Source organism: Arthrobacter antibioticus, from assembly GCF_030063205.1.
Lineage (GTDB): Bacteria > Actinomycetota > Actinomycetes > Actinomycetales > Micrococcaceae > Specibacter.
This window is the reverse complement of the sequence record NZ_JASISQ010000009.1, coordinates 1-26,961: the sequence shown is the minus strand read 5'-3', so window position 1 is coordinate 26,961 and position 26,961 is coordinate 1. Positions and strand designations below refer to the sequence as shown.

Sequence of the window (26,961 nt, the reverse complement as noted above, 5' to 3'; positions counted from 1 at the left end):
GCCTTGCATCCCCGGTAGGCAGAAAGCTACGCTTCCCCCATGGACATCAACGCGCTCACCCAAGAAGCTGAACACCGCCTCACCCGCGACCGAGAAAACAAGGTCGCCTCCGTCGTTGCCGCCGGGAAAACCGGCGCCGCTCTCCTTCAAGCCAGGGAAGAATTAGGCGTCGCCGAGCGTGAACACAACCTCACCCACGCAGCCGCACAGCGCCAAGGGTGGAGTGCTAAAGACCTGAAAGAACTCGGCATCGAACCAGCCACAAAACAAGCAACCGGAAGACCAAAAAAAGTTTCACCTGCTCCGGTCGCTGAGTAAAAGAAGCTACGCATCCGATCAGGGTGGGGGAGTAGCCTCCTGACCACAAGGGGCACGGCAAAAGATTCATCCTCCGGTCTTTTCCCGCACACCTGTGGACAGCAGGAACCAAATGAACACCCGCACACAACCACCAGCTCACCCTGGGTAAGTAACTCACCAGATCTACCGGTGGATGTGCACGGCCTCTGATCCGCTTCTGCTCACCAACGAAACCCACAAGATGAGCCCACCAATCATGAACGGAAGACCGCCTCTTCCGCACGTCCTAAACTGAAGATCTACACCTGACTTCACCACTGCCCCATGATCCACGAGGCTGTGCACCGGCGACGGCCCACCCAACATAACCACTGAGCGCATCACTGCCACTGTCGACGGTGTGCAGCCGGTCCTCTGGGTCCCGGTATCCACCTGTGGGCAGGAAAAGACCGAAGGATTAATCTTTTGCTGTCCACCTGTGGAAACGGGGAAACACACCCCACCAGAAACCCACCAAAAAATGGCCGCCGAAGGCGGCCACACATTTCCCACTACTACCGATCCCCCTAGCGCCATGCCGGCACCAGCGACAGTGGGGAACCGGGGCCGGTGACGGCACCAAATAGCACTGGCACCCTAACCGCTCAACTATGCCGTCACCGGCCCCGGCGCATTAAAAAAACCCTCCACCCACACCAGGTCCGAGACCTACTCACCAACCAAATCAGACACACAAAAGGGTGATCCAAATAATTGCTACCCATGGTCTCATCCGGCCCCTAGGCCGGCAGTCTGCAAGTCACCTTCTAAGAGAGCAACTCCTACGGTGGTTGAATCACACCACAATCCTCTAGCCCGTCATGTAGAGATACCCCTGAAACGACTAAGTGATCGGCAGCCCGGCGGTAAGTGACACATCTGGTCACTGGTCGACACCCGGTACTGACCCATTTTTTGCGGCCAAGAAGAACCCCCGTCAGCGGCCTAGCGTGCCGCCTTGAAAACAAAGAAACCCAGACCAATAACCCAGAATCCACCGCATCAGGAATTGCTCAGGCTCGTGAATCAGGGGTGTTCACTCCTGCTCATGATGCTTTCTGGGCCGCTGCACGAAGGACCGATGGTGATACGGCAGCAACCAAAGAGCTCATCGAGGTATTGCTGCTCCATCGTTCCATGGAAGCCTGCGATGTCATTGACGGGATCACAGCGGCGCTTCTGGTCGGCGCTGTGATCGCAGACGTTGTCACTGTTGAGGCCAGGCGTGTGGCGTTCGAAAGGAATGCTGGGTGGGCCCGCCCCGATTGCCATCCCGGTGCAAAAGGCGAAGTCGTTGAGCACCGCGTTGTCAGTCTCACTCAACGCCGTCTGGCAGACCCTGCTGCTGTCATCGCCGGTCTGCCACCAGATAAACGACCGTTGCCCTCTGTAGCCGGCTATGACGAGCTACTTAGACTCCGGCCCCAGCCATTACCGAACCCTCCCTCTAAGGAGCAGATTTCATGAGTCCCACCGTCCCAGTTGTTGTCTCTCAAACGCTTCGTCGGCGCCGCGGCCTGACCGAGCAGGCAGCCACTGATGCCGTTGATCAGGCTTGCCGGCGGTTGCGGCTGCCCACGATCCGTTCAGTGCTCGATGAAGCCCTAGCCGTGGCCGGGAAGGAACAACTCTCCTACCAAGGCTTCCTCGCCGAACTGCTACTGGCCGAGTGAGATGACAGGGACCGGCGCTCCTCTATCCGGAGGGTGAAGTCAGCGAACTTTCCGCGCGATAAATGGTTGGGCAATTTCGATTACGAGGCGAATCCGAACATCAACCCGGCCACGATCAACACCCTTGCCACCGGGGACTGGATCCGCAAAGGCCTCCCCTTGTGTCTCATCGGTGACTCAGGAACAGGGAAATCCCACCTGCTCATCGGGCTCAGCACCGCGGCCGCGGAGAAGGGGGTTTAGGGTCAAATACATTCTCGCTACCCGGCTAGTGAACGAACTTGTCGAGGCTGAGGACGAGGAGGTCTTGGCGAAGACCATCGCCAGGTACGGGAGGGTAGACCTGCTCTGCATTGACGAACTGGGCTACATGGAACTCCATAAGCGAGGTGCCGAGCTCCTCTTTCAAGTCCTCACCGAACGCGAGGAAAAAGCATCAGTGGCCCTCGCCACCAATGAGTCCTTCTCCGGCTGGACGAAAACCTTCACCGACCCGCGTCTCTGCGCCGCCATCGTGGACCGACTCACCTTCAAAGGCACCATCATCGAAACCGGCACCGACTCCTACCGCCTCGCCCACACCAAAAACCAACAACACACCGGCGCCTAACCCTCGGGGTGGCTACTGGTAGTGAGACATCGGTCGCGAGAGTTTTCTCACGCGTCCTAGTGGTCTGCGGTTTCCTAGTTTGAGGTGGTTGGTGCGGGCCTGGTGTAGTCGCGGGTGAAGTTGGTGTTTTTCTGGCCTTGGAGTGGGAGGAACCGTGGCATGTCAGGGCTGCGGCATTTCGATCCCTCATTGAAGATGGGTGGGGGGCTGCTTTTGCTCGATCATTTTCATTGTCCACGATGCTGGTCAAGACGGGCATCACCTCCGAGTGCTCGATGGTGGTGTGCCCGCGGGTCCACTTGATAGGTTTCGTGGCCCATCATCGGAGTATCCAGTGCTCCCTAGCCGGCGGCGAAGGAAAGTATGGTGGCGGAGAAATCTAGAAGGGTGCTGGAGGCGCGCTGTGCATGGCCGCCGCGATGTTCCTGGTGCAGCCACGCCCGGCCGCCCCGTCGCCTGATTTCTGAGACGAATTCCTCTGCCACGGTGTTATCGACTCGTTCGTCGTTGCCTAGTATGCAACACAGTATTGGAGGAAGGGAATCGGCTGAATCCATTGCGGTCAATAAGTGGAGAGGGGAATGGGCGGCTCGTTGCTGCCCGGTGGTTTCCCCGTCGGCCCCGAATTCGTGGAGCCACTGGGTTCCCAACCCGTGTCGCTGCAGGTCCACGGTGTCCAGCAAGGGGGCCACGGCTATCACGCGGCCGAAAGCGCTGGGCTCTAGCAGCGCGGCGGCACTGACCACGAGGCCGCCGTGGGAGGCACCGACGGCGGTGAGTTCCTTTTTACTTGTCCAGCGCTGTGCTACGAGTTCGCGGGCCACATCGATGAGGTCGTGGATGGTGTGTATCTTGTTGGCCCCGCGTCCGGCTTCGTGCCATTGCGGGCCCAGTTCTCCGCCCCCGCGTATCTGGGCTGCTACATGGATGCCGCCGGCGGCAATCCAGGCGGCCACGCTGGGTTCTGGCTCGGTGCGGTGCACTATCCCAAAGCCCCCGTAGCAGGAAAGCAGCAGTGGCCGTGGAGAAACGGGCCGGGATCTAGCCAGATCTTTGGAGCGTGCCGAGATAATCACAGGAATCATTACACCGTCCCGGGCCTGGACCAATAGGCGCAGGTGCGCGAACGCTCCGGTATTCTTGCGTGGGGGCGGCTCTGGGGAGTTCCCGGATACTTCCGGGAACTCCAGGCAGACGACTCCTGAAGCTCGTTCCGGGGAAGCGCTCTGGATCCAGAGCGCGCCCCCGCAGGGAGCCGTGCTGACCGATAGGGCTGTGAGTTGCTCGGCGGCCCCCAGCTTCCACAGCGTTGCTCCGTCACGGGTCACTGTGGTGCCGGCGGGGCCCTCGATGGCCTGCATATTTCCGTGCGGGCCATTCACTTGAGCCAATATTTTGTGCCCTGGGACCTCCTCGGGAACCGCGGCCGAGAGGGTCCACGGGATCCAGATGCCGTCTCGGTGAATCCAGCTCCGTGTTGCGGATCCGGGGGTGCCCACAGTGAGTTGCAGTGTGCCGTCTTTGATTCCCAGACGGATCCGAGCTCCTGCTGCCGGGGTTCCTAGTTCTTCGGGGAAAAGCAGGGTCTCGGGTGGTGCTACGGGGCCACTGACGTCAAACTCGCATCGCCAGATGGTTTGTTCTGGGGGCTTTCCTGAAAGTATCCATAGGGTCTTGCCATCTGGTGACCATACGGGGGCGGCATGCCAGGACCGGGGGCCGGGTAGCAGCACGGGCGCGGCGCCCGCTGAGAGCTGCCAGATTTCGGCTAGTTCGGTATCCGAGCTGCTCAGCAGTGCGGCGACGCGCGTGCCCGCCGGATCGAGGGCGAATCCACGCACCACCTTGTTTGCGGGCAACGGGAGCGCTGATCCCTCCGGAGGGGGTTCGGGGGCGTTGCGCGGGGCTAGAATTTGGCGTAACCAGGCCTCGGATACCTGGTATAGCGCGGGGAATTCCTCCTCGGGGCTCCGCCAGGTGTAAACGGCATGACCGCCGGCGAGCTGGGGCATGCCCTGCCGGGCCGTGGAATCCCAATGCCATACTTGGTTTCGAAAATATTCGTAGTGCCGGGGCTGTTGTTCTAGTTCCAGCGAGGCCGTAATCACGCCTGAGGCCTGTTGCGCACCGGTGGACCGGTTCACCGTCCCACCGTGTCTCCGGGGCCGGCGTCTGTGCGGTTGAGCCATGCGAGATGGCCTCCGTCGTTCAGTGGCGTGGGCAGCTGCATGGTGGCGAGCTCCGAGCCGGAGACCGAAGTATTGATCAGATGTACCTCGCCGTGTCCGCCGCGAGTTACGGCAACCCATTCATTGCTGCCGGAGGCGGCCACTGCCCGGCGGTCCGCGTCGTCCCATGGTTCGACGCCGCGACGCGGTGCCTTCTCCATGGGTGGCAGGGCCCACTGGCCGCGCTCGTGCAGGGTTTCGGTGTCGTAAACGCACAGGTCGTCTCCGGTTGGGTGGATGCGTGCAACGGCAATGGCTGTTCGGGTCAGTGCAAAGCGGAAAATCATCCCATCGCCCAGCGGTGCGGTGCGTGAGGTATTGGCGTCGATGTCATGAATCCAGAGTGTATTGCCCCAAGTGTCCCACTTGCGCGGGTGCTCACCACCTTCGCGCAACACGGCCACGAGCAGGCGCCGCCGGGGGCAAAAGCGCAGGAAATAAGCACGCCCTGGCGCGTCCCAGGGGCGTAACGGTAAGGGGTAGGGAACCGGTTCACGCACGTTGAAGCACTCAAGGCCGCGCTCGGTGGCCACGAACAGAGTGCTTGTTAACGGGTCGTAGGCGTCTCCATGGCCGGCGGCACCAACCGCTTCGATGCTCTCCCCGCGCAGCGGAGGGCAATGGACACCCCCGGTGAGGATGGCATCGACTGAAATCGATTCGATCTGCCCGGGTTCGCGGTGACGTAACACTACTTGAGGGCCGTCCGGGCAGCTGGCGACCACGACTCCCGGCTCGCCGGCTCGCGTCCGGATCCGGCGCGAGCGCGGCCCGCCCGGCATCTGCAGGTCCACGACACTGAGCAGATCACTCCATGGCTCCCATGATTTCCCCAAGCCCGTGCTGACGGCAACGAATCGGCCCGTGGCATCGCACGCGAGGTGTTCTCCCGGGATAGCAACGGAGATTCGGTGCTCTATCGCCAGCGTTGGATCGGAGTCCGTAGCCATAAAGGGATTCATGACGATAAGTGATCCACCCGCATCGTCAACCCAGGCGCATGTGCCGTTGCCTAGGGGCAGGATGCCGGCGTGCTCGGCCAGAACCATGCCTGGAATCCAGCCAGTCGTCGTTTGGGTCTCGGGATCGATGAAGCCAATAGTTTCGGCCTTCTGATCGACCACGACAAGTGTTTCCTGTTGCATGACGCCTCCATGATACGTATTTGATAATGATTCTCATTAAGCATAGTGTCTATCTTGTTGCCAAACCGGCAGCACCCATAACACCAGCGAAAGGAACCCCATGGAAAACACCGTGGTACTTGCAGAAGTTGAAGAAACCGAGCAGTTGGCCCACCTGTCGGCCACTCACTCGAACGCGCTCGTCGAGAACCCGTTCGACTAATCCCCCCTTCTCTGCTGCGGGGTGAATGCCTGGCATTCACCCCGCAGTGGTGCTCCACAAAATCAATTTTCTTGAAAAGGACCCATGAGTAGCCCGGCAATAGACGTTTTCGAACTCAATGGACGCTTAACGGTGCGTTCCTTTGACGGAAGATTCCTACGCGTTCAGACCCCCGCCGGGGCGCCGGCGCCCCTATTAGGGGTCTATCACAGCCAAATCAGGCAACAGTTGGAAGCTCGTGCGGTGCAAAAAATGCATCCGCATCCCGGGCGGGAACGCCTTGCCCTGTTAGGCCCGGACGCCGGGTGGGAGCCCGTCATCTCCGCACTGACTGGACTCGACGTCCACCCGGCTGATATTCCAGGGATATCGGTAGAACCCTATAAATTGGTCCTCCAAATGGCTCACACCCGGACGGATCGAGTCGCGTTAGATGACTTTCCGGCAGCAGGAACTGCGGTGCTGCGCTGCTACCGCGAAGGAGAAATCTTGTTTGTGGATCCGCTGGCGCTGAATTCCTGTGATCCGACCGGCTCGCAGGTGCTGCGACGCAGATTGGCAGCCTCCGCGGCCGCCCACGAACTGGATGGTTGGCTCAATACGGACCGGCCCGGCGATGCCACTCTTGCTGACTTGCCGCCTCTGGCCACCGAATTCCTTGGGGCACGCATCCGCTCCATGATTTCAGCGTGGCAGTATGACACCTCGGAACTCCCAGCCCTGCGTCGCACGCTCTGGCGGCTAGATGCACGGACGCTGTGCAGCAGTGAACACCCCGTTCTCGGATTTGCCGAACCAGCAAAGAGCCCGGTCCGTCCACGATGAACCCCAGAACCCTCCCCACACCCCGGCTACTGAATATAGCTCTTGGTGACGACGCCGAGCTGACGGGCGATCACTATCTCTGCGACCAAGGTACTGGCCGGGGAACGGTGCTGATTCGCACCCCCTACGACCGCCAGCAATACCAAGCCCAGGCAATTTCTTGGCTGGGACGAGGCCATGACGTGCTCGTCCAGAGCGTACGCGGCCGTTACGGTTCCACCGGGGTGTGGCTACCTTACTCGTCCGAGGGTCAAGACGGTGCCGAAACCGCGCGCTTCTTGGAACGCGAGGGACTGCTGAACGGTCCATTGATCCTGGCCGGAGCCTCCTACGATGCCCATTGCGCACTGGAGGCCGCACGCTGCCTCGAAACCAACGGACACCAAGTGCCCCTCACTGGGGTGGTTGCCATGGTCCCCGCCCTTGGACTCTTTGAGACCGCCAGGAACCCCGACGGCACCGCCCGCCTGCGCGACCGGATCGGCTGGTGGCACATGCATGGATTCACCGCCGAATCGCGCAATCCGCTGGCCCCCGCCGACCTGGATCGCCGGTGCCACGAGGCCACCGAACGGGGCCTGGCCGACACAATGCCCGCGAACATCTACGGAACGCACGCCCCGGGCCAGTGGGACAGATTATGGCGCGCGCCCCAGCTGGATATTGGCGCCCGCTACGGAAGCTGCCATACGCCCCTGCTGGTTATTTCTGGGCATCAGGACTTCTTTACCTACGAGGCCCTCAATTTAGCCGCAGCCTGGGACGCGGGCAACACCGGGTTCCTGACCGGCCCGTGGGGACACCGGCTTACCGCAGATCTGGATGCGGCCACTGCGGCCATGTTGCGCCGCCACGGCGGCCTCATGGCCCAGATTCAGGACTTTCTTGACCGCCCTGATACGCGCCCGTTCACCCGGGAGTTCACACCATGCCCTGAGGGCGGCGATCCTTGGACGCCGTCCGCCCCGCTGCGGCGCTCTGCCCAGAGCAAACCAACCGTCCTAGCAGAATGCGAATCATCCTCATGAGCACAGCCGAACATCTTGGCCTGTTGCCGTTACACACTCTGGTGGATGAACACACCGGAATTATCCGCCGTGTCCGTTCGGTGCTCACACCCGAAAACGCGCCGTCGAGCTACACTTCCATGACCGCCGAGGTCTCCGATGCCCGCTGGCTGGGAGACTGGCCTGCCGACCGGGTATCGCTGGGCACCACCTTTGGTGATGAGCGACAGGCCTGGATCGCGGCGGTCGCCGAAGGCATGGAACGCTATTGCGGCAACTTCATCCCGGCCGATGTCCCCGACGCCGAACATTTCATCGGCACCGCCCGGCAGGCCCAGGCGGCAGGGCATCGCGTCGTGCCACTGCGCGAGCTGCCCCGCTTCGCTCCCTGGCAGCTGGAACGCCCAGGCTTCCCCTACCGGAACCTGGCGGAGGACACAGAAACACTCTGGACTTCCTGCCGCCGACACGGAGACGGGGAAGAGGTCTGGTTGCCCGCCAGCCTGGTCTACCTGAACTGGCGGCAGCGGCGCTTCGCCCAGCTGCCCAGGATCCACCACCTCAACTACGCCGGAATCGCCACCGGGCAGGGGTTCGCCGACGCAAGGGACCGTGCCCTGCTGGAAACCGTTGAACGAGACGCCCTGGAATTGTGGTGGCACCTCGATGGCCCCACCCGGGGCATCCGCACCGACTCGATCCCGGGGCTGGCGCAGGCAATGGAAGGGTGCCGTCTTGAATACTGGGTTGTCGAAATGCCCAGCGAATTCGCCCCAGCCATGGCCGCACTGGTTTTCGACCCGGATACCGGACTCTACGCCGCCGGTTTCTCCTGCAAGAGCGACCCGGCTGAGGCCGCCCGCAAGGCAGTGCTCGAAGCAGTCCACACGTGGATCTACACCCAAGGCGCCACTGATGCCGACGGTTGGGTCTTCCAAGCCGTCGAGGCAGGGCTCATGGCCCGGGGCCTGTACCTAGAACATCGGGTGGACCGCCGCTACTTGCAGGACACCGGGGAGCACTTCGAGGCCGTGCGGGATCTGGGTGCGCATGTGCAGGTGTGGCTCGATTCCCGAATGCATGTCTTGGCGGAGCGCTTCAGGACACCAACGGGCGGGCTCGTAGACATCGAGAAAGTGGCAGCGGTACCCATGGAGGCAGTCCATCGGCGTCTGGCCCGCGCCGGACATGAGGTCTACACCCGCGAGCTGACAACCAATGACGTCGCCCTGACCGGGTTGAGCGTGGTGCGAGTCGTGGTGGGCGGGCTGGTCCCCAACGCCCCGGCTGCCTTCGCCTACCTGGGCTGCCCGCGCATCGCCGACATTGCAGTGGCTCGCGGCTGGCGGGACGTTCCGCCATACGGACCGGATGACTTCACTCTTGCCCCACCACCTCACATGTAGGAACCATGACTCCTGTTTACTATCCACGACCAGGCGGGGGCTTCTCCGCCGCCTGGTCCGAGCGCGTCCCCGGGGCCATGACGCACCCCGGGCCCCGGCACAACACGTGGGGCCAGTCCGCGAGCCCGGACCACGCACCTTCTGGCGCCTTGGTGCCGATCGCCGCAGTTCTGGATACGCTCTGGAAACCCCGCGGCTTCCATGCAAATCCAGCCACCGGTGCACCAGGTAGCATCGCCCAACGTGCCATTCCTTCGGCGGGTGCATGCTATCCGGTGCAGGTGCATCTACTCTGCGGTGCCGGCTGCGACGTACCTCCAGGTATCCACGCCTATCATCCCCAGGATTCCACCACTCACCGCCGTGCCGGATCCTCGCCAGATATGGCCGGTGCCATCGTCGTTTTCACCGTGCTGCCCCAACGCACCCTAGCGAAATACCATCACCGGGCCCTGCCGCTGCTGCTGGCCGACACCGCCTATGCGCTCTTGGGAGTACTCCACCATGCGGCTTCCCGGGGGCTGAAGAGCCGGTGGCTCACCGCGGATCCAGCCTCCCTGGCCGCTGCGGCCAGACTGCCGGACTATGCGCGATGGCAAGAACACTGGCCGGACACCGGACCGGAACTGGCTCTGGCCGCCCTCGCCGTGGGTACCGGAGACAAATTGCCCGAGCTGGCCCCCTGGGTCAGCTCCACTGAGCCTGTTGATCCTCCGCAACCGTGCCCGCAGCGACAACCACACACACTCGCTGCGGTGGCGCGCTGGGTGACGGGGCCAGGGCTCCGCCACCCGGAGGAGCCACTAGAGCTGGGGCGGGGCACCGGTGTCACGGCACGGCAAGTGTTACGCCGACGAAGCCTGGTGCTTGCCGCTACGGCGACACAAATGCCGGCCGCACCAACGCCACTTCCATGGCAAAGACTGCTGGAGAGCTTCGCACTGCCAGCTCCGGCCGGGTGTGGGGTCTTGGTCCTTGACCGGGGCCGTATCCGCGAACAGAAGTTGCACCTGGATTGCGCGGGACAACACTGGATCAAATCACTAGATGGCCTATTGCTTTTTCGCACCGATACCGAACCGAACCCGCAGGCCCTGTGGTGGGCTGCCGGGGCCGCCGCCCATGTGCTCTATTCCTCCCTGAGCGCCGAGCTGGACTTCACCTTCCGTCCGGTATCCGGTTGGACCGGGACCCTGAACGGGTTCACCACGCTGCATGCGCTCGGATTTCGGGCGCCCAGATCAGAAGGAAACACCCATGCTGGTTGATAAACGCCTGATGTCACTGACTCACGGATACCGCCGGACCCTAAACGCACTCACACTTATTGTGTGCCTGGGCACGGCCAGCTACTGGGGGCAGGCCTGGTTCCTGGCCAATGCTCTGGCAGGGCTACTGCCGAGCCAGAACCACTCCGCAGCCCAGGTGGTAGGAAGCCTGTTGGCCGTTCTGGGCTGCGGTCTGGTGCGCGCGGTATTGCAGCAGGTGCAGGTCCGGCTGGCTAGCGCCCTGGGCACTGCGGTGCGCCTGGAATTGCGTGCCACCCTGGCCGAAGCGCTGCTACTCCCGGAGCGGCTGCGCGATAGTTCTGAACGCAGCGGGGCGCGTCGGCTGGCCCTGAGCGAGAGCGTGGACGGGGTGGAACCCTATCTCACCGCCTACATACCCCATGCCCTGCAGCTGCAATTGCTCTGCCCGATCCTGCTGGCCGGGGTGGCAGTGCTAAACCCTGTGCTTGCGGCAGCGTTGCTGGCCGCCGTCGTGGTGGCCGTGGGCGCTCCCCGGCTCTGGGGCAGGCTTCTGGCCCGGCGCAGCGCCACGCATTGGGACTCCTACGAGGCCCTGAGCGCCGACTTCCTCGAGGCACTACAGGGCATGCGTACGCTGAAGATCCTCGACGCAGTCCCGCGCTTCCGTACCCGGCTCAATGATCGCTCCGAAGCGCTGCACCGGGCCACCGTGGCCACCATGCGGGTCTCCCTGGCCGATACGGCACTGGCGGACCTCGGGATCCAGGCCGGGCTACTGGCCGCCGCGGCACTGACCGCGCTGGACGTACTGGGGGCTTTTCCCGCTGGACTCGGCGGGGAACCAGCCCTGACTTTTTTCGCCCTCATCCTGGCCTCAGAGGTCTTCCGGCCCATCCGTGACCTGGCACGCCAATGGCACGCCGGCTATCTAGGCATCTCCGCACTAGGCAGCATAGAGGCAGTCATCGGTAGCGATGGCAAAGAACATTCCGGGCCCCCTGCCCGCCCAGAGGTGCGCCCCGCCCACGCCGCAGGCAAACGAGAACCGCACGGCCACACCATGGAGCTGGAGAACGTTTCCTTCCGCTACGAACCTGACTCCCCGTGGGTGTTGCTTGGTACCACAGCCAGTATCCGCAGCGGTGGAATCAGTGCACTGGCCGGGCCCTCGGGTGCCGGGAAAAGCACGCTCTTCGATATCCTGCTCGGATTCCTGCCCTTCACCGGCCAATGCCTACTGGACGGGCGGCCACTGCAAGCTGGGGACGTCAGCGTGGTATCCCAACACAGCTACCTGTTCCCCGGAACCATCCGGGCGAACCTTCAAGCAGTGCAGCCCGGAGCAGATGATGGTTGGATGCGTAGCGTGCTGGACCGTGCAGGGTTGGGTGCCGAACTCGCTGCCTGGCCCCGAGGGTTGGACACCGTCATCTCAGAGGCCGGTCACTCGCTCTCCGGCGGCCAGCTCCAACGCCTGTCCGTCGCCCGCGCCATCCTTGCCGACCGCCCTGTGCTGCTCTTGGACGAACCAACCTCGGCGCTGAACTCGGAGTTGGCCGCCGAACTCATGAATACCCTGCGTGCCGAGGCCCGACAGCGCATCGTGGTGATGATCGCCCACCGCACAGATGCTCTGGAAGCCGCCGACAGGGTGCTTCACCTGCGCGAGGGCGCCCTGCACGAAACCTTCCTGTCAACCTGCCCGGAGGCATCATGAACCCGCAACACACGCACACCGCCACCCTGCGGGCTGATCCTCTGTGGGGGCTCATCCCGTACCTAGCCGCACATCGCCTATCCTTGGCCTGGACCGGGTTGGTGGGCCTGGCCAACAACCTAGCCCTGGTCTTCCTGGCCGTGGCCGGGTCTTATGTGGTGACCCTAGCCTTGGCCGAGGGGCAACTGGCGAGCCCAGGGTGGTGGATTGCCGGGGGCGGGGCCGTGCTGTTGCGCGTGATCCTGACCTGGCACGAGATGGATTTGTCGCACTCCATTGCTTACCGGGTACTCGCAGCCCTGCGCATGGGACTCTTTGACGGGTTTTCCCGCGGGGTGCCGTCCCGATCGCCCGGGCAGCACACAGGCCGGCTGGCGGCCACCGCCATGGGGGACACAGAGAAGCTCGAGTTTTTCTATGCCCACACACTGACCCAGCTGGCAGCAGCCGTGGTGCTACTACTCGGCGGCACCACGGCGCTATATCAGATCGGTTGGTCGCTTGCCGCCGGGTTCGTGATTGGCTTGGCCACCTTGGTGCTGCTGACCCTGCCGTGGTTGCGCACCAACGTCCGCCTGGGAGAGACTGTGCAACGTGCCAAATCCAACCAATCGGCCCTCGCCGTTGACCTGCTCTCCGGGTCCCGTGAAATCCTGGGCTTCGGGCTGCAGGAGCAGGTGCAGCGTCAGCTGGCCGAGGCCACCGAAGTCGTGGCCCGGGCCGAACGGCACTTAAAGGTGCGTGAGGCTGCCGCCGCCAGTGTGCGTGAGCTGTGTTCCCTGGCCATCCTGCTCGTTGTCTTCCTTGCGGCGTGGAACCAGCCAGACCTGGATCCGCTGTGGGTTCCGGCTGTGGTGGCCGGAACCCTCACGCTGCTCTCCCCCCTGATGGATGCCGTCGCGGTATTGACGCAATTGCAGCCCCACCGTGCCAGTGCGGCCCGGGTGCTGGAGGGAATCTCCATGGCCGCGGAGGATCTATCCGCGGCACCAGTGCTTCCCTTTGCCACGACGGGGCCCCTGGGGATCAACGTCCGTGGGGCGTGTTTCTCCTATGCCGATGGTGCCCCAGCTTTGGAGCCCTGCTGGCTGTCCGTGGCACCGGGTGAGCATGTGGGCATTTCAGGTCGCTCAGGGGCAGGAAAGACTACCCTGGCCCGTCTCTTGGCCCGGCTCTGGGCTCCGGATGCCGGTTCCATCGAGCTGATCTCACGCACCGGCCGGTCCGTGGACGCCGCTTCCGTGGACCTGCGGGTTTTCCGCTCGCTGGTCACCCTTGTGGAGCAGGACGCCATAATCTTCCATGGGTCAGTGCTGGAAAACATGCGCCTGGCGGTCCCCGGGGCCACCGAGGGACAGGCTCTGGACGCACTGGGCCGTTCGGGGCTTGTGCTGGACGCCGGGCGCTGGCCTGATGGAGTTCACACCATGATCGGGGAGGCCGGCACCAGCGTCTCCGGAGGAGAACGCGCCCGCATCGCCCTAGCCCGTGCACTGTTAGTGCAGCCGCGCGTGCTGGTGCTAGATGAGACCACCGCGTCGCTCGATGCAGCCACCGAAGCGATCCTGCTGGACGCCGTGGCGGCGCTGGCCGGGGACACTACGGTGATCACGATTTCGCACCGGGAATCCACACTGGCACGCTGCGACCGCCGCATCGAGCTGGACAACCTGCACGCCCAGCCCCTATCCCTGCCAGCATAGCGGCGGGAGAACACGGGAATAGGCCGCAGCCAGACCGCAATCGCGGGCAGGCTGCGCCTACATCTTTGCGTTCTGGTACTTGCAGTACGCAGTCCCGGATACGTTTCGGTCGGAAAATGCTTCGAGGTCCGCCACACGGCGGACCTCGAAGTCATGGCAAATGTGTACGCGACGGCCCTAGAACGCGTTGGGGTGAAGCCCCTTGGCGATTTGCTCCACAGCCCGGATGTTGCCCCAGGTGCCCGGCATGACGTCGTCGGAGTCGATGGCTACCAGGCGGTTGTTTTTCACCGCGTCCAGCTGCGCGAACTTCGTGCGTAGGTAATCGAGGGTGGCCTGCTCGTGGGCCTTGTCGATCGTGGTGAAGATGATGACCTGCGGGTTCTTGGCGACCAAGGTTTCCGGGGAGATGACCGAGGAGAAGAACTGGGCGAAGGCCTTGTCATCGGGGCTGAAAACGTTGTCGCCCCCGGCGAGTTCGATCATGTTGTATTCGATGCCCGCGCCGATCGCGGCAATGGTGTTGCCCTCCACGAAAAGCTCGGCCACGGATGGTTTCGTGAGTCCGGAGACCCGCCGTTTCACATCATCTAGCGTGCCCTGCGCCTCGCCGGTCAGCGTAGCGGCCTGCTCGGCAGCGCCGAAAACTGTTCCCATGTTCTTGAGGTCGGTAAGTAAGTCCGTTACCTCGGCGCTGCTGCGCCGCTCCGGGCAGCCAGCGGTGGCGACATAGGCCTCGGCGCCGGCGGCCTTGAGTTGGTCAATGCTGGCGAAACCTTGCTCAGAGGTGAACTCGTAGCTGGTGGGCGAGTAGACCAGATCCGGGGCAACACCCAGCAATACCTCGCGCGAGGGTGGGCCCTGTTCGCTCAACTGCTTGGCTGTGCCCAGATCCGCAAGTTCTGGCAGGAGCTCCCGTCCCTTACTTTGGGCCTCCGCTACGACCTTGCCCGCTTGCCCCAAGCGCACCAGCATCTCGGACTGGCCCGGCGTCATCGCCACGGCGCGCTGTGGGGTAGCGGGGAAGGACAGTGTGCGGCCGCAGTTCTCGATGGTTGCCGCGGCGCCGGCGGATTCCTTGGACCCAGTGGCCGAGACTGCCTGGCCGCAGCCTGTTAGCAGGGTTCCGCCCAGCAGCAGGCCGGAGATGAGGTAGAGGGGTTTGATATTCATGCGTGTTCCTTGACTGTGTCGGTTTCATGGTTAATATGTTGTTGTTGCGCTGCAGACGCGGGCTGCGGGTCAAGTCGGGCGACGGCAATCAGCGGCCGGCCGGTGAGTGGATGCTCGAGCCGGCGTGAATCCACACCAAATCCGGCTCGGATGACGTTCTCCTCCAACACCTCGTGCGGGCGGCCGAATCCCTGAAGTTCCCCCGCCTTCAGCAGGGCCACGTTCTGGCAGTATTCACCCGCTAAATTCATGTCGTGCAGGGCGGTCAGCACGGTGAGCCCGCGGCTAGTGGCCAGTGACATGAGTTCAAGTTGGAAGGCGATGTCCAGATGGTTGGTGGGTTCATCCAACACCAGCACCGGCGTCTGCTGCACCAGGGTCCTGGCCAGCAGCACGCGCTGCTTTTCGCCGCCGGAGAGTCCGGCGAAGTAGCGTTCGGCCAGGTGTACGGCCCCAACCTCGCGAAGTGCAGTGTCGATGAGTTCGTGGTCAGCGGTGGAGTCGGCTCCGAATCCGCGCTGGTGCGGCACCCTGCCCAGCATCGCCATTTCGCGCACGGTGATGGGAAATTCTTGGGTGGATTCCTGGGCCATGACGGCGATCCGTCGAGCCACTTCACGCCCGCCCAGGGACCTGACATCGTCCCCGTCCACACGCACCACCCCGGAAGATGGCTTCTGGGCGCGGTACAGGGTGCGCAGCAGAGTGGACTTACCGCAGCCGTTGGGACCCAGCAGACCCAGCACGGTGCCAGAGGGCACCGTCAGGGAAACGTGGTTCACGATCCGCTGGCCCCCGAGGGTGACCGATACGTTGTCAAAGGAGACGTTCATCGATCAACCCCCGCCGCACGGGCGCCGGAAGAGCGCATGAGCCAGAGAAAGAAGGGGGCACCGACAGCTGCGGTGAGGATGCCCAGAGGGATCTCCGCGGGCTGGGCCACGGTGCGGGCCAACAGGTCGGTGATCATCAGGAACAGAGCACCGCCCAAGATGACCAGCGGCAGCATCCGCCGGTGGTCCGAGCCGACAATCATGCGCACCGCATGCGGCACCACTAGGCCGACGAAGCCGATGCCGCCGCACACCGCAACGGTGGTGGCGGTCAGTAAGGCTGTGGCCAGCAGCAACGTCCGGCGCATGGACGTGACATTCACACCCAGCGCGATGGCCGTCTCATCCCCTGCGAGCATGGCGTTCAGCGCCCTCGAGCGCAACATGGCATACAGTCCTACCCCCGCCAAGGCGATCCCGGGTAGGATCAGCTGCGGGTAACTAGCCGCGGAGACGCTACCGAGCAGGAAGAAGAGCACACTGTAAACGTTCTGCGCCTCAGTGGTGATGGTCAGGAAGTTGGTGATGGCGGCTAACAATGAGCCCAAGGCCACGCCAGCCAGGATCAACCGGGAAGGTGCGATTACCCCACCCTGCCGGGCCAGCAGGTATACCAAGACCGTGGCCCCGGCGGCCCCGACGAAGGCGGCGGCGTTCAGGCCAAGCCCGGCCACCGCGGTGGATCCCGACACAATCGCCAGCACCGCCCCGACCCCGGCACCGGCCGAGACACCAAGAATGTAGGGCTCGGCTAGCGGATTTCGGACATTGGTCTGCAACAACGCACCGGCCAAAGCAAGGCTCGCCCCGGCAATGCCGGCCAGCAGGGTACGCGGCAGACGGAAGTTCCAGACGGCCTGATCCTGCGAGACCGAAATGGTGCCGTCCTGCATCCACACCATTCCCGGGAGAAAGTGCCCGGAAATGATTTTCGCGGCGTCCGAAAGGCTCGTAGTCAACGGCCCGGTACTTGCCGAAAGAAGAATGACGACCACAATGCCAGCAGACAATAATGCTGTCGCGCCGCACCTCCGCCAGAGAGTGGCTCTTCGCGCCGGGGCAAGCGCCACGACAGGGCGTGGCAGGGTTGGGATAGTGCGAGGGGAAGCGTTCATGCTTCACATCGTATCTTAAATGATAATCATTATCATTAAGAGCGACATCGGTTCGTTATTGATTGAATCCATTTTTTTGCACAACATTGCCCATCGTTTCGAACTTTTCGAGATCTCGATGCGAGCGGGGGCTGGGGGCGCTACTTTTTCATGATCTCGGGTGTTCGCCGGTCGAATATGCGACGGTTAGATCAGCCGCTCTCGCCGCTGCGTCCAGTGCGGCAGGCGCCCGTTTGCGATGGCAACGACACCACAACGCTCTTCGCCGACCCCTATCTCCCCTGAAACGGTCAATACCGTGGCGTTCCGCCGGAGACCTGCCTCATCGGGTCCGCGGACTTCCCAGCGCGGGGTCACTACCGCCCCCTGAAGACAAGCTGCATGACACGTACGTCATGGGGACCAGAAAATCGTCCTAGTGGCAGGCGGTGCCATTGGGATGGCTGTGAGTTCTCACGCATCCCAACGACATAAAGCCGGTGCAGTCTCAGTGCTCGTCGTAGTGTCCCTCATGGACAGCATGCTTGTGTCCGTCATGCACGTAGTCAACGTGGTCCTCATGCTGGATCGCCGCGTGACCGCAGTCCGCGCCATGTTCGTGATCGGACAAGGTGTGCTCAGCGACGGACTCGTGTTCGTCATAGTGATCTCCATGCAGGGCATGGTGGTGCGTGCCGTGGACATAGTCGACATGGTCGCCATGCTTGACAGCCTCGTGACCGCAGGAGGCGCCATGCTCATGTTCGCTCGTAGTGTGCTCTGCGTGGACGTCGGTGGTGGTCATAATGCTTCCTTCCATAATGGTGATTCTTCCGCACTTGCACGGGCAGGCTCTAAGACATGGGTGAGAGCATCGGAGATCATATGCGTTACATGCCGGTCAGCTACCAGGTACGTCACTTCCTTGCCTTGCCGGTCCGTGACCACCAGACCGGCTTGCCTTAATGTCCGCAGATGCTGCGACACCAACGGCTGCGACAGACCTGCTGCTCTCGCTAAGGCCCCAACCGTTCGAGGATCCTTCTCAATTGATCGCAGCAGCCTCAGTCTCGACTCGCTGCCAAGGACCTTGAATAGCTGTGCCGCCTCGGGCAGGCCGGGCTCTAGTTCCATAGGAACATTTCAACACATACATAAACATATTGCAATGTTACTATACTATTGAGATACGTTCTCAAATCGCTCCGACTGAGGGGATTGTGATGTAACCACCACAAAAACAAACCACCCGCGTAGTACTACCTAGAAAGAGGCAGTTTTGCGCGGGTTGGAGAAGACTTCCGGTTTCATCTCAGCTCAACAGCTCCACAAACGACTCATTGAAGACGGGCACGAGGTCGGGTTGGCTACTGTGTACCGGCAACTCAATGCTCTCGCCGAAGCTGGACACGCTGACACAATCCCAGTGCCTGGTGGACAGCTCTTCCGGGCGTGCCAACCTGAGGAACACCACCACCATCTAGTGTGCCAGGGCTGCGGCATGGCCATTGAGATCGATCCGCCTGACGAGAGCTGGATACACGCGTCCGCGAAGAAGAACGGATTCACCGTCACCCGCCACATCCTTGAAATCTTCGGGCGCTGCGGACAGTGCCCCGCATAATCGCACTGCACTCGCAATCGATCACACAGACAAACTGGGAAGCGGATGCACTTACGTAGTGCCCCGTCTAGATGGTCATCTGTCGCAATCCCACGAAACATATACGACTCAAATCTGATCAACATCCGAAGCTCAACAAGACGTCATGGGTGGTACCCAATCAAACTGCGATTCCACCCCAAAGTGGGCCCCAATCAGATTGAATTTCTCAACTATCGATGAACCGGAACCCACCCATGCCATTTACTCCTGTTAAACCCGAAGGCCCCTGGCCCATCAAGTGTGGGGGAGTAGGTTCCGGGAACTAGGGTAGATCTATGACCGAGCTCGAACCGGACCGCACCGCAGAGTACGCCGCCGCACTGACGACCCTCAAAGACCTCGTACGCCAAGCTCAACAACGCGCACAGCGCGTCGTCAATACAGCCATGATCGAGCTGTACTGGAACATCGGACGGACCATTCTCGCCAGGCAAGCCAACGAACCGTGGGGCAGTAGCGTTCTTAGCCAACTCGCACACGACCTGCGCACAGAATTCCCACACATGAAAGGGTTCTCACGAACCAACATGTACAACATGCGAGCCTTCGCCGCCGCATGGACTGATACCGAACCAATTGTCCAGACACCGTCTGGACAATTGAGCTGGAGTCACAACATCGCGCTCCTCAACAAACTCGATAACCAAGAACAACGTCGTTGGTACGCCCTCAAAGCCCTCGAACATGGCTGGTCAGTAGCCGTACTCGAACACCAGATCTCCACCAACCTCCACAGCCGCACCGGAGCGGCCCCGAATAACCTTCAGGCACGACTACCCCAAGAAGGCACCGACCTAGTCAAGGAGATCGCCAAAGACCCCCTGATCTTTGACTTCCTCGGCCTAAGCGAAGAAGCCCAGGAACATGCCATGGAAGAAGCCATGACACTGCGCATGGCACAGACTCTGGCCGAGTTCGGATCCGGGTTCGCCTTCGTCGGACGCCAATATCCTTTAGACATCGATGGAGATGACTTCTTCATCGATCTACTGCTCTACCACGTGCCATCCGACCGTTACGTCGTCGTGGAACTCAAAGCCGGCAAATTCAAACCCGCACACCTGGGCCAACTGAATTTCTATGTCGCAGCCGTCAACGACATGCTCAAACTGCCCCGCCAAACCCCCACCGTCGGGATCCTCGTCTGCGGATCAAAAAACGAACGCACCGTACGCTACGCACTGGACGGGTCAACCCAGCCCCTCACCGTCACCTCATACACCTACGAGGCACTTCCTGCCGATGAACAGGCCACACTGCCATCTCCAGCAGCCATCCGCGCAGCCCTAGAGCACGAGGAACCCACGATCACTCCCGGCGCGTAAGACAGAACATGGATGCTTTGGTTTTTCTGGAAAATGTCACTGATTTGCCAGTTATCGCATTAGCTCAAAGTAGCCATTATTTAACGCCGATAATTTACCTTATGTAAAGTAAAAGTTACTCTATGTGCGGCGGGCGCACATAGTGAAGTTTCGGAGACCTTCTTTAAAGTCCCTCCCTTACGGTCGTGGCCAGTGAGTTTGCTGATTTTTTGATTACCTTGGCGCCTTGTCGGACACACCTCGATGTATGCAATCGGGAGGATCGCATGTGGCCTTCTGACCTGCGAAGACATATCTGATGATTGCAATCATCGCGCTCTGCCGGCGTATATTATCGCCGTGGCCTTTGACCAGGCTGAGGGGGTCGTCAATCGCCCACCCCTTCCCCATCATGTCCTCGTCACTAACTATTTCGAAAGCACTCCCCTAGCAACTGGTACTCATACATGGCTTTAGCCATTTCATCCGGGCTAAGGCCGTCGAAGTCGTTGGTGTCACTGGGCCCTGCATAGGGCTTATCTCTCATGGTCTAGTCTCCCTTTTTGGGCGTCTGGGAATTGTGCCGGTTCTGGTGCTATACCTGATCGTGTTTCTTCTTTTGTGCGGCGTCCTGTGCGGAGTATCCCGGCGGGAATTCCGGGCCATGTTTTACCTGCATTGTGTTTACGTTGGAGTCTGCGCAGCTCCCTACGTAGCGCTCCCTCCATCAGGTCATTCACGGAGGCGTAGCCTTCCTGAATACCGGTGGCTTGCAGTGCTGCGCGCACCTGATTCGCCACATCATCCGGGAGGGTGACGCTGAAACTTGGGGGTGTTCGCTTAGCGTTCATCGCTTTTTTCATATGTCATCTCAAACATCCTTGATTCTGAAAGAAGAATTAAAGAGCGTGTGGCGTGGCCAGTGTCTTGACTGGCCACGCCGCAACATCTTTTCTAGAACGGTGGTTCGGACTGATCGGGTCCGCTCCCCCAGCCATCATTGCCTTCTCCTGGCGGAATGGCCCATGGGTCATTCGCGGTTGGATGGGACGAAGGGGCGTATGCGCTAGACCCTGCGGCGTGGAAGCCCTGGTTTCCTTGCCTACCGGGTGCCGGTGCGGCTGCCGGGTTGCTCTGGTTGTTGGTGGTGCGTTGGGTGCGGTTGATTGTGGCGTTGGCGTAGCGCAGCGAGGGGCCAATTTCATCGACTTCAAGCTCCATCACGGTGCGCTTTTCGCCTTCCTTGGTGTCGTAGGTTCGGGACTTCAACCGGCCCGAAACGATCACGCGGGTTCCCTTGGTGAGTGACTCGGCCACGTTCTCGGCAGCTTCACGCCAAATCGAGGCACGGAGGAACAGTGTTTCTCCGTCTTTCCACTCGTTGGACTGCCGATCGAAGGTGCGCGGGGTTGAGGCGATGGTGAAGTTAGCTACAGCAGATCCACTCGGTGTGAACCGTAGTTCAGGATCGGCGGTGAGGTTGCCAATGACGGTGATGGTTGTTTCTCCGGCCATGATCTTGCTCCTTGTGTGTAGGTTCTACTTGATGGTGAGGTGATCGCGAAGTTCCGCGATAGCGACTTCAATGCGATCCCGGATACGGGGATCTTCGGGGTTCTCTTGCTCAATGAGCTTGCCTATCGCGATCAAAGCGGTGCGGATTTCTGGGGTGGTATCGACGGCGTTCTCAATCTCCGGGAAGATACTTCGAATTTCGGAGGCTGCTCCATCGCTGACGCCTGTCAGGCCGAAGTCGCGGCCTAGGGCTAGCAGGTTCCGGTGGTAGAAAGCTTCGTAGTCCTGCTCTCCGTCCTCGTCATAGAGGGGAAGGTAGTAGCTGACGTCTTCAAGGCGGGTGATCCTGGGCTTCATGGCGTCCACTCCCCTACGCTGCCAGCTCTAGTGCAATGACCTGGTTGATCTTGGTGGGGTTCAGCCCTGACCAGTGATTGAGGGTGCCTTCACGTTCGTATAAAACGATGGGGGCTTGTGAGTATCCGAGTTCTTCGGTGACGTATTCAAGCGCTGCCTGGTTCGTGGTGATATCGAGTTCTACGTAGCTGATACCTGCGGCATCGAAGACGTCTTTGGTCTTCTTGCATCCAAAGCAGCCGCTTGGTTTGGTGTAGATGGTGATAGTCATCGGGTTCAGATCCTTTTGGTTACGTATGGGTTTTAGTTAGGTTCGATCTGCCGTGCTTATACCTCAATTATACTATTTATTCATATGAATAGATAGATGTTTTGTCTCTAGATATAGAGAAATTTTAGGTATTTATTGTCTAGAATTGGTGGGCGTTGGTGCTCGGTGAGTGTGGTGTATGAACGGATAGTAGCTCGCTGGGAATCCCCACAGGCGCATGAAAACTCACCACCTGGTGAATGTGACCGGGCGCTCGTGGACTCCCCCGCTCCCCGTCCTATGGTTGTCATCGGCTGAAAAGAACTGGCCCCGCTGGTTGGTGACTCGGCATCGCCTTGTCTTGGACCATGGGAAACTTACCCGTTGAAGCCCTATGAAGAGCCGGCTAAGTCGTTATGGGGTTCACTTGTTTGATGCTTGCGGCGGGGTGCCACTCCAACGTGGTCACACCGCGCTTCTCGATGATTCTGATGAGGCCATAGCTGCGGGTGTAGGCAACAGCTTGGCCTTTATGATCACCGAACTTCCCTTGCACTTTATCGGACCTCTGACAGGTTCACAGCGCGGGATGGAGAAATCCGGCAATAAGATCCACTTTCGGCAACGCAGCCCTACAGGTGATTGGTGGGGAAAGAGCAGGAGCTGCAGGTCATGATCAACCCATGGTAAGACTTTTAGATATCACACCAAAGTGCAGCCAGAAATGACATCCTGAGTTAGTGGAAGGACTGCGCCAAAAATTTTTATGATGCACCCGTGAATTAGTGAATGGCTCCGCGTCCCACGTCAAATCGGCTCATTTACGAGTCGGCGAAGTGATCTCAGAGCCGGCGCCCCCCATGTTACCTTCCCGCCCGGCTCGCCCCGCTTACCGGCTTCGGAAATGAAGATACTCGCAACTGCGCGCCAAATAGCCCAACCCCTAGCTCGACGCCACGTCTCGTCTCCGATTGATGGACAGTACGCCTCCTTAAAGCGCCCAATACTGTCACGATCGGGAAGTAAGATCCACGCCGCGGCGAGGTCAAAGGCAGGATTACCGGCGCATAGGTCGCCGAAATCGATGACTCCGGTCAACGCGCTATCTGTCGTTATCACATTAGCCGGATAGAGGTCGCCATGCAGCCGCACCGCCGGCGGAGCCCACAGAAACCAATATTCAGCTGACACTGCATCGTCCCAAATGGCCCGAATCTTTCTGGGCTCCGGTATCAATCCCAGGTCACTAGCTGAGGATAAAGAACCAACAAATCGATCCGCCACTTCGACAAGTGCCCCCGCCCTGTCACGGCCCACGGGTGCATTCGACGGAGCAGGTTGGTGGAAGGCGGTCAGAAAAGCCGCCAAGGCTTCGCCTCCTGCGCTCCCCTGGATGGGGGCCTTATCTGCTGGCTCACCTACTACCCATGTTGTGATACTCCAAGGGCGCGGAAATAGTTCCGACGGCTTCCCGACTCGCTGCGGCATTGGCACTGCAAGAGGCAAATTCCTCGTCAACCGAGGGAGCCAAGAGTTCTCTTTCAAAATTAGATCATCTGCAGCGTCAGTCGCCCACGGGAGTCTTACGGCGAGGTGCTCTCCGAGTCGCCACATTTGGTTGTCCCAGCCCAGCGCTCCGAGAGATAGCGCTTCTTCGGCAAGGTCAGGATGCTGTTCTCTCAAAAGAGTCCTAACCATGTCCGCATCGATGTTCTCCTGGTGAAGCCCCATCCTCCCACTACACCTTATTTCCTATAGCAAATCGTCCTTTTCGACAGCCCGCTCCCTAGCCCCGTCAGTTACTTAACGGCTGGCTCCGATTTTACCGGCGTAGGTCTCATGGCTTTAACCGTCGTGCCCCGTTTCACTTCTTAGATTTGAGTCACACGCTGGTGTTACTTCCTGAAGCCATAGGATCAAGATGCGACACGCTACTGAACCGCGCCCCAAGCGCTTTAACGTAGGTGAAGTAGGGAGAACATCAACCGGAGGTAACAGTGGCAGTTTTGCAAGAGGATTTTGAGGCTTACGCTCTTTGGGGCAGGTGTGAAGAGGTTCAGAGTCTGATCACTCAGACCATCAAGAATGTTAATGGACAGGAATTTCTTTCACTCCACCGCCTGTCAGAAGCTGTAATTGAAATCGCCAGTCTCCGCCATATCTCAGCATGGCGTTTCCCAGACGCTGGCGCTCCCCAGGCACTAGACACCCAATTGGAATCAGTTAAGTCACCACTTTTGAATTTGATCCAAAACCCCGAGGTATCTATTGCAGACTCGATTGAGGCGCACCTGCTGCAGATTTCTTCCCATTTATTGAACTGTCCCAGCCCGATTACGTCTCCTAATCACTTGGTCGAGGCGGCTGCCGTAACTGAGAAGTACAGAATCGGAATCTCTGAGGCCATAGATCTGGCGCGCGGGTTCACTGTCGAAGCCGAAGAGGAACTTCAGAAAGTGGTTACCGCCAAGGACGCCGCCATCGCCACTTTGACTGAACAGATAGAAGATCTAAAAAACACCATTGGGGTCGAGAAAGCGGCTGTTTCGGCTCAGGCTACCCGCTTAGACACAGCACTCACCACGAACAGCACGGCGCTCACTACCAAAATGACAGAGTGGCAGGATTCTTTTGAGAGTGACCGAAAGGAAGCGAGGGGGATGGCCAAGCGGCATCTTGCTGTAAGTCAAAACGAGGCAAAACAACACATTGCCCAGCTGAAAGAGCTAGAGAAACAGGCACGCAAACTGACGGAAGCAACAGCTCAACACAGTATTTCGACGGAATATGGAGCTCACGCCCAAAAACTAAGTGCGTCAGCAAACAAATGGAGTATTGCCGCAGTTGCCGTGGCAGTGACGGGACTGATTGCGCTCTTCTCCATGATGAGTGGCATTGAGAACATCACTCCTGCGGAAGCAATCTGGAAAACCAGCCTTTCCGCGTTGACCGTTGCTATTGCAACCTATATGGGGCGTGAATCCGCCGGACACCGCAAGGACGCCAGAGATGCAAAGCGGATGCAGCTGGACCTAAATGCCTTGGAGCCATTTTTGGCAAACATGAAAGAGGACACTGCTCAAAATCTCAGGGAACAGTTTGCAAAACAAATATTTAGCCGTCCGATGGCCAATTCTAAAGAACATGCCGGATTTGGCGTGTTGCCTGGAGGTTCAGCCGGGGGGACCGGTAATAAAAGTAAAGAAGAGGTAGCTGAGCAGAGCTGACCGTGCCAGTGGTTAGCCACCTCGTTTTTATTCCCGCAGACAGCAGCTAACTGCCTAGAAAGTTCCCCAAGATGCAAACCAAGTAAGTCTCCCAGTTCCTTCCTCTCTGGAACCGCCATGATGCGGCTTTTCAGCTTCGGTGCGTACATGAATCCTCGGCTCCGTTTCAGTCCCCTCCTACATAACGGCTCGAAAGCGTCTATGTGGGCCCGTCGAACTCGAAACAATCTCGTTTCACCGCTTCCTGCGGAGCCCGATAGCGCAGTTACAGATGGGTGCTGGATTCTGTGGCGTCTTTTGAATATAAGAACAAACAAAACCAAGAACAGTCTCGCTGGGTACTGCGTGGCACGATGTGGCGCAGGGCCGGGCAAAGTAAGGTAGATCTCTAACTACGGATGTGTTTCAGCGTCGAGAGGGAATGAGATTATGGTCAGGGATTTTAGAAAAGGTTCTATCGCCCTAGTGATGGGAGGATTGATTACTTTGTCACTGGGTGGCTGTTCGAGTGCAGAGACGTTGCCACTTTTCGAGCAAGTCCAAGAGCAAGCAGATACTATGCCCTCGATCGTCACAGCTGATGACATCGATAGTGCAAGCAGTAGGTACCTCGGGCGGAGCAAGAACGGCGTCGATTACTTTGCTGCTCAGACATTGACCGAGAACTCCTCTGCGAAAATGACTTGCCTAGTTATAGTCTCTCCAGATGAACAGTGGACCAAAGGATGCAGCGAAAACCTCCCGGTTACAGCAAGCATCAATTCCCTTAAACAGGAGGCCACATTGAATCCAATACCACAGCCGGATTCCGGCCAATGCTCGGGGGAGAGTGAGTGTGTAGGTGAATACGTCCAGCTCAGTCCGTTGTCGCCCTAGATAACGACAACGGCCAGAGGTCTATAGTCCATCACTGCATGATTGGGACGAGCCGTCGCTCTTGCCCTAGTTGCTCAAGCGCGTTTTATTAGATGCTGTTGGGTGTTTTTTGTCGATCAATAAAGTTGCGTAAGACAAGCCTAGTGCCTTCATAAGAACGTGCCAGTGCCCGCGGCCAGAACGCAGATGAGACCACAGTGAGCGTTCGGTTTGCGGCAACAGATTCGATTTACTGTTTTCGTGTGTAATGTTGCCGAGGCTGATGGGCTCTTACGGATCTAAGACGAGAATGTTTTCCGTAACTTTGGTCCATCCAGGTTCTAGCTTTGCCGTATCCGAACCATCCGCCAGGAGTCTTGCCGATGACACGCCTGCTCCAGCTGACTCGACAATCTGACCAGTGCCGGTATTCGGGCCACATCCCACAAACCAACTCGGGGGCTCACCAGGTGGAACTACGGCGAGGCAAGCAGTCTTAGAATCATCGCTTTCCGCAACGAAATAGCGGACCCCATCACGGGTTGCCAGTAGCCGCGCGGTTTCACCATTGACTGGCTCTGG

General features: G+C 60.0%; 25 protein-coding genes and 2 pseudogenes. 13 read left to right on the top strand and 14 right to left on the bottom strand.

Annotation, left to right across the window (positions count from 1 at the left end):
- Window positions 1-39 precede the first annotated feature (39 nt).
- The 3 genes and pseudogenes from QMG40_RS15570 to istB all read left to right on the top strand — a co-directional run bounded on the left by QMG40_RS15570 (window position 40) and on the right by istB (window position 2,622).
- Complete coding sequence (locus QMG40_RS15570) at window positions 40-318, top strand: hypothetical protein (protein WP_283532031.1); 279 nt, start codon at window positions 40-42, stop codon at window positions 316-318.
- A 1,008-nt stretch (window positions 319-1,326) separates the two neighbouring features.
- Window positions 1,327-1,806 (top strand): annotated as a pseudogene (locus tag QMG40_RS15565) (IS21 family transposase); the annotation flags it as partial.
- Window positions 1,803-2,622, top strand: a pseudogene (istB, locus tag QMG40_RS15560) (IS21-like element helper ATPase IstB). The pseudogenes QMG40_RS15565 and istB, both read left to right, overlap by 4 nt.
- Before the next feature lie 341 nt (window positions 2,623-2,963).
- Here istB and QMG40_RS15555 read toward each other — a convergent pair.
- A complete protein-coding gene (locus QMG40_RS15555; protein WP_283532030.1) occupies window positions 2,964-4,766 on the bottom strand; it encodes a prolyl oligopeptidase family serine peptidase in 1,803 nt (600 codons plus the stop codon).
- Window positions 4,763-5,995: a hypothetical protein gene (locus tag QMG40_RS15550; RefSeq protein ID WP_283532029.1), complete on the bottom strand. Its 1,233-nt coding sequence runs from the start codon at window positions 5,993-5,995 to the stop codon at window positions 4,763-4,765. Before QMG40_RS15550 ends, QMG40_RS15555 begins: the two co-directional genes overlap by 4 nt.
- 100 nt (window positions 5,996-6,095) lie before the next feature.
- Between QMG40_RS15550 and amiA the strand changes: the two genes are divergently transcribed.
- The 7 genes from amiA to QMG40_RS15515 all read left to right on the top strand — a co-directional run bounded on the left by amiA (window position 6,096) and on the right by QMG40_RS15515 (window position 14,105).
- Window positions 6,096-6,197 (top strand): streptamidine family RiPP, encoded by a 102-nt coding sequence (gene amiA, locus QMG40_RS15545; protein ID WP_243400284.1) that lies wholly within the window; start codon window positions 6,096-6,098, stop codon window positions 6,195-6,197.
- Between the two features lie 84 nt (window positions 6,198-6,281).
- Entirely contained in the window at window positions 6,282-7,022 is a 741-nt protein-coding gene (locus QMG40_RS15540) for a hypothetical protein (protein WP_283532028.1), read from the top strand.
- Window positions 7,019-8,050 (top strand): CocE/NonD family hydrolase, encoded by a 1,032-nt coding sequence (locus tag QMG40_RS15535; RefSeq protein ID WP_283532027.1) that lies wholly within the window; start codon window positions 7,019-7,021, stop codon window positions 8,048-8,050. Before QMG40_RS15540 ends, QMG40_RS15535 begins: the two co-directional genes overlap by 4 nt.
- Window positions 8,047-9,435, top strand: coding sequence for a YcaO-like family protein (locus QMG40_RS15530; protein WP_283532026.1), 1,389 nt, complete (start codon window positions 8,047-8,049; stop codon window positions 9,433-9,435). Before QMG40_RS15535 ends, QMG40_RS15530 begins: the two co-directional genes overlap by 4 nt.
- A 5-nt stretch (window positions 9,436-9,440) precedes the next feature.
- Window positions 9,441-10,703 carry a nitroreductase family protein gene (locus tag QMG40_RS15525; RefSeq protein WP_283532025.1) on the top strand — a complete coding sequence of 421 codons (1,263 nt, stop codon included), beginning with the start codon at window positions 9,441-9,443 and terminating at the stop codon, window positions 10,701-10,703.
- Window positions 10,693-12,402 (top strand): ABC transporter ATP-binding protein/permease, encoded by a 1,710-nt coding sequence (locus tag QMG40_RS15520; RefSeq protein ID WP_283532023.1) that lies wholly within the window; start codon window positions 10,693-10,695, stop codon window positions 12,400-12,402. The genes QMG40_RS15525 and QMG40_RS15520 overlap by 11 nt, the downstream gene beginning before the upstream one ends.
- Window positions 12,399-14,105 carry an ABC transporter ATP-binding protein gene (locus QMG40_RS15515; protein ID WP_283532022.1) on the top strand — a complete coding sequence of 569 codons (1,707 nt, stop codon included), beginning with the start codon at window positions 12,399-12,401 and terminating at the stop codon, window positions 14,103-14,105. The genes QMG40_RS15520 and QMG40_RS15515 overlap by 4 nt, the downstream gene beginning before the upstream one ends.
- A gap of 177 nt (window positions 14,106-14,282) precedes the next feature.
- Here the strand turns inward: QMG40_RS15515 and QMG40_RS15510 are convergent, their stop codons facing one another.
- The 5 genes from QMG40_RS15510 to QMG40_RS15490 form a co-directional block, all read right to left on the bottom strand.
- A complete protein-coding gene (locus tag QMG40_RS15510) occupies window positions 14,283-15,278 on the bottom strand; it encodes an ABC transporter substrate-binding protein (protein WP_283532021.1) in 996 nt (331 codons plus the stop codon).
- On the bottom strand, window positions 15,275-16,111 hold the full coding sequence (locus QMG40_RS15505; RefSeq protein WP_283532020.1) for an ABC transporter ATP-binding protein: 837 nt from the start codon (window positions 16,109-16,111) through the stop codon (window positions 15,275-15,277). The genes QMG40_RS15510 and QMG40_RS15505 overlap by 4 nt, the downstream gene beginning before the upstream one ends.
- Window positions 16,108-17,226 carry a FecCD family ABC transporter permease gene (locus QMG40_RS15500; protein ID WP_283532019.1) on the bottom strand — a complete coding sequence of 373 codons (1,119 nt, stop codon included), beginning with the start codon at window positions 17,224-17,226 and terminating at the stop codon, window positions 16,108-16,110. Before QMG40_RS15500 ends, QMG40_RS15505 begins: the two co-directional genes overlap by 4 nt.
- Window positions 17,227-17,713: 487 nt before the next feature.
- Complete coding sequence (locus QMG40_RS15495; RefSeq protein ID WP_283532018.1) at window positions 17,714-18,010, bottom strand: hypothetical protein; 297 nt, start codon at window positions 18,008-18,010, stop codon at window positions 17,714-17,716.
- On the bottom strand, window positions 18,007-18,339 hold the full coding sequence (locus QMG40_RS15490; RefSeq protein WP_283532017.1) for an ArsR/SmtB family transcription factor: 333 nt from the start codon (window positions 18,337-18,339) through the stop codon (window positions 18,007-18,009). Before QMG40_RS15490 ends, QMG40_RS15495 begins: the two co-directional genes overlap by 4 nt.
- Window positions 18,340-18,484: 145 nt before the next feature.
- On the opposite strand from QMG40_RS15490, the gene QMG40_RS15485 reads away from it, so the two are divergent.
- Both QMG40_RS15485 and QMG40_RS15480 read left to right on the top strand, forming a co-directional pair.
- Window positions 18,485-18,829, top strand: coding sequence for a Fur family transcriptional regulator (locus QMG40_RS15485; protein WP_283532016.1), 345 nt, complete (start codon window positions 18,485-18,487; stop codon window positions 18,827-18,829).
- Between the two features lie 317 nt (window positions 18,830-19,146).
- Window positions 19,147-20,196 carry a PDDEXK nuclease domain-containing protein gene (locus tag QMG40_RS15480; protein ID WP_283532015.1) on the top strand — a complete coding sequence of 350 codons (1,050 nt, stop codon included), beginning with the start codon at window positions 19,147-19,149 and terminating at the stop codon, window positions 20,194-20,196.
- A gap of 403 nt (window positions 20,197-20,599) precedes the next feature.
- Here the strand turns inward: QMG40_RS15480 and QMG40_RS15475 are convergent, their stop codons facing one another.
- From QMG40_RS15475 to QMG40_RS15450, 6 genes are all read right to left on the bottom strand, one after another.
- Window positions 20,600-20,722 carry a hypothetical protein gene (locus QMG40_RS15475; RefSeq protein ID WP_283532014.1) on the bottom strand — a complete coding sequence of 41 codons (123 nt, stop codon included), beginning with the start codon at window positions 20,720-20,722 and terminating at the stop codon, window positions 20,600-20,602.
- A complete protein-coding gene (locus QMG40_RS15470) occupies window positions 20,712-21,026 on the bottom strand; it encodes a ParB family protein (protein WP_283532013.1) in 315 nt (104 codons plus the stop codon). The genes QMG40_RS15475 and QMG40_RS15470 overlap by 11 nt, the downstream gene beginning before the upstream one ends.
- A gap of 103 nt (window positions 21,027-21,129) precedes the next feature.
- On the bottom strand, window positions 21,130-21,690 hold the full coding sequence (locus tag QMG40_RS15465) for a single-stranded DNA-binding protein (protein WP_283532012.1): 561 nt from the start codon (window positions 21,688-21,690) through the stop codon (window positions 21,130-21,132).
- 24 nt (window positions 21,691-21,714) lie between these two features.
- Window positions 21,715-22,047 (bottom strand): hypothetical protein, encoded by a 333-nt coding sequence (locus QMG40_RS15460; RefSeq protein WP_283532011.1) that lies wholly within the window; start codon window positions 22,045-22,047, stop codon window positions 21,715-21,717.
- Between the two features lie 13 nt (window positions 22,048-22,060).
- A complete protein-coding gene (locus tag QMG40_RS15455) occupies window positions 22,061-22,318 on the bottom strand; it encodes a glutaredoxin family protein (protein ID WP_283532010.1) in 258 nt (85 codons plus the stop codon).
- A gap of 786 nt (window positions 22,319-23,104) precedes the next feature.
- Window positions 23,105-23,995 (bottom strand): aminoglycoside phosphotransferase family protein, encoded by an 891-nt coding sequence (locus QMG40_RS15450; RefSeq protein WP_283532146.1) that lies wholly within the window; start codon window positions 23,993-23,995, stop codon window positions 23,105-23,107.
- A 299-nt stretch (window positions 23,996-24,294) separates the two neighbouring features.
- On the opposite strand from QMG40_RS15450, the gene QMG40_RS15445 reads away from it, so the two are divergent.
- Window positions 24,295-25,524, top strand: a complete 1,230-nt coding sequence (locus tag QMG40_RS15445) for a hypothetical protein (RefSeq protein WP_283532009.1) — start codon at window positions 24,295-24,297, stop codon at window positions 25,522-25,524.
- A gap of 1,146 nt (window positions 25,525-26,670) precedes the next feature.
- Here the strand turns inward: QMG40_RS15445 and QMG40_RS15440 are convergent.
- Window positions 26,671-26,961, bottom strand: a 291-nt coding sequence (locus tag QMG40_RS15440) for a hypothetical protein (RefSeq protein ID WP_283532008.1), incomplete at its 5' end; no start/stop codon positions are given.

Bases quoted from the DNA above. Each gene is read 5' to 3' on its own strand.
- QMG40_RS15570 (WP_283532031.1), top strand. From the start codon at position 40: ATGGACATCAACGCGCTCACCCAAGAAGCTGAACACCGCCTCACCCGC.
- QMG40_RS15550 (WP_283532029.1), bottom strand. From the start codon at position 5,995: ATGCAACAGGAAACACTTGTCGTGGTCGATCAGAAGGCCGAAACTATT.
- amiA (WP_243400284.1), top strand. From the start codon at position 6,096: ATGGAAAACACCGTGGTACTTGCAGAAGTTGAAGAAACCGAGCAGTTG.
- QMG40_RS15540 (WP_283532028.1), top strand. From the start codon at position 6,282: ATGAGTAGCCCGGCAATAGACGTTTTCGAACTCAATGGACGCTTAACG.
- QMG40_RS15535 (WP_283532027.1), top strand. From the start codon at position 7,019: ATGAACCCCAGAACCCTCCCCACACCCCGGCTACTGAATATAGCTCTT.
- QMG40_RS15530 (WP_283532026.1), top strand. From the start codon at position 8,047: ATGAGCACAGCCGAACATCTTGGCCTGTTGCCGTTACACACTCTGGTG.
- QMG40_RS15525 (WP_283532025.1), top strand. From the start codon at position 9,441: ATGACTCCTGTTTACTATCCACGACCAGGCGGGGGCTTCTCCGCCGCC.
- QMG40_RS15520 (WP_283532023.1), top strand. From the start codon at position 10,693: ATGCTGGTTGATAAACGCCTGATGTCACTGACTCACGGATACCGCCGG.
- QMG40_RS15515 (WP_283532022.1), top strand. From the start codon at position 12,399: ATGAACCCGCAACACACGCACACCGCCACCCTGCGGGCTGATCCTCTG.
- QMG40_RS15510 (WP_283532021.1), bottom strand. From the start codon at position 15,278: ATGAATATCAAACCCCTCTACCTCATCTCCGGCCTGCTGCTGGGCGGA.
- QMG40_RS15505 (WP_283532020.1), bottom strand. From the start codon at position 16,111: ATGAACGTCTCCTTTGACAACGTATCGGTCACCCTCGGGGGCCAGCGG.
- QMG40_RS15500 (WP_283532019.1), bottom strand. From the start codon at position 17,226: ATGAACGCTTCCCCTCGCACTATCCCAACCCTGCCACGCCCTGTCGTG.
- QMG40_RS15495 (WP_283532018.1), bottom strand. From the start codon at position 18,010: ATGACCACCACCGACGTCCACGCAGAGCACACTACGAGCGAACATGAG.
- QMG40_RS15490 (WP_283532017.1), bottom strand. From the start codon at position 18,339: ATGGAACTAGAGCCCGGCCTGCCCGAGGCGGCACAGCTATTCAAGGTC.
- QMG40_RS15480 (WP_283532015.1), top strand. From the start codon at position 19,147: ATGACCGAGCTCGAACCGGACCGCACCGCAGAGTACGCCGCCGCACTG.
- QMG40_RS15475 (WP_283532014.1), bottom strand. From the start codon at position 20,722: ATGAGAGATAAGCCCTATGCAGGGCCCAGTGACACCAACGACTTCGAC.
- QMG40_RS15470 (WP_283532013.1), bottom strand. From the start codon at position 21,026: ATGAACGCTAAGCGAACACCCCCAAGTTTCAGCGTCACCCTCCCGGAT.
- QMG40_RS15465 (WP_283532012.1), bottom strand. From the start codon at position 21,690: ATGGCCGGAGAAACAACCATCACCGTCATTGGCAACCTCACCGCCGAT.
- QMG40_RS15460 (WP_283532011.1), bottom strand. From the start codon at position 22,047: ATGAAGCCCAGGATCACCCGCCTTGAAGACGTCAGCTACTACCTTCCC.
- QMG40_RS15455 (WP_283532010.1), bottom strand. From the start codon at position 22,318: ATGACTATCACCATCTACACCAAACCAAGCGGCTGCTTTGGATGCAAG.
- QMG40_RS15450 (WP_283532146.1), bottom strand. From the start codon at position 23,995: ATGGTTAGGACTCTTTTGAGAGAACAGCATCCTGACCTTGCCGAAGAA.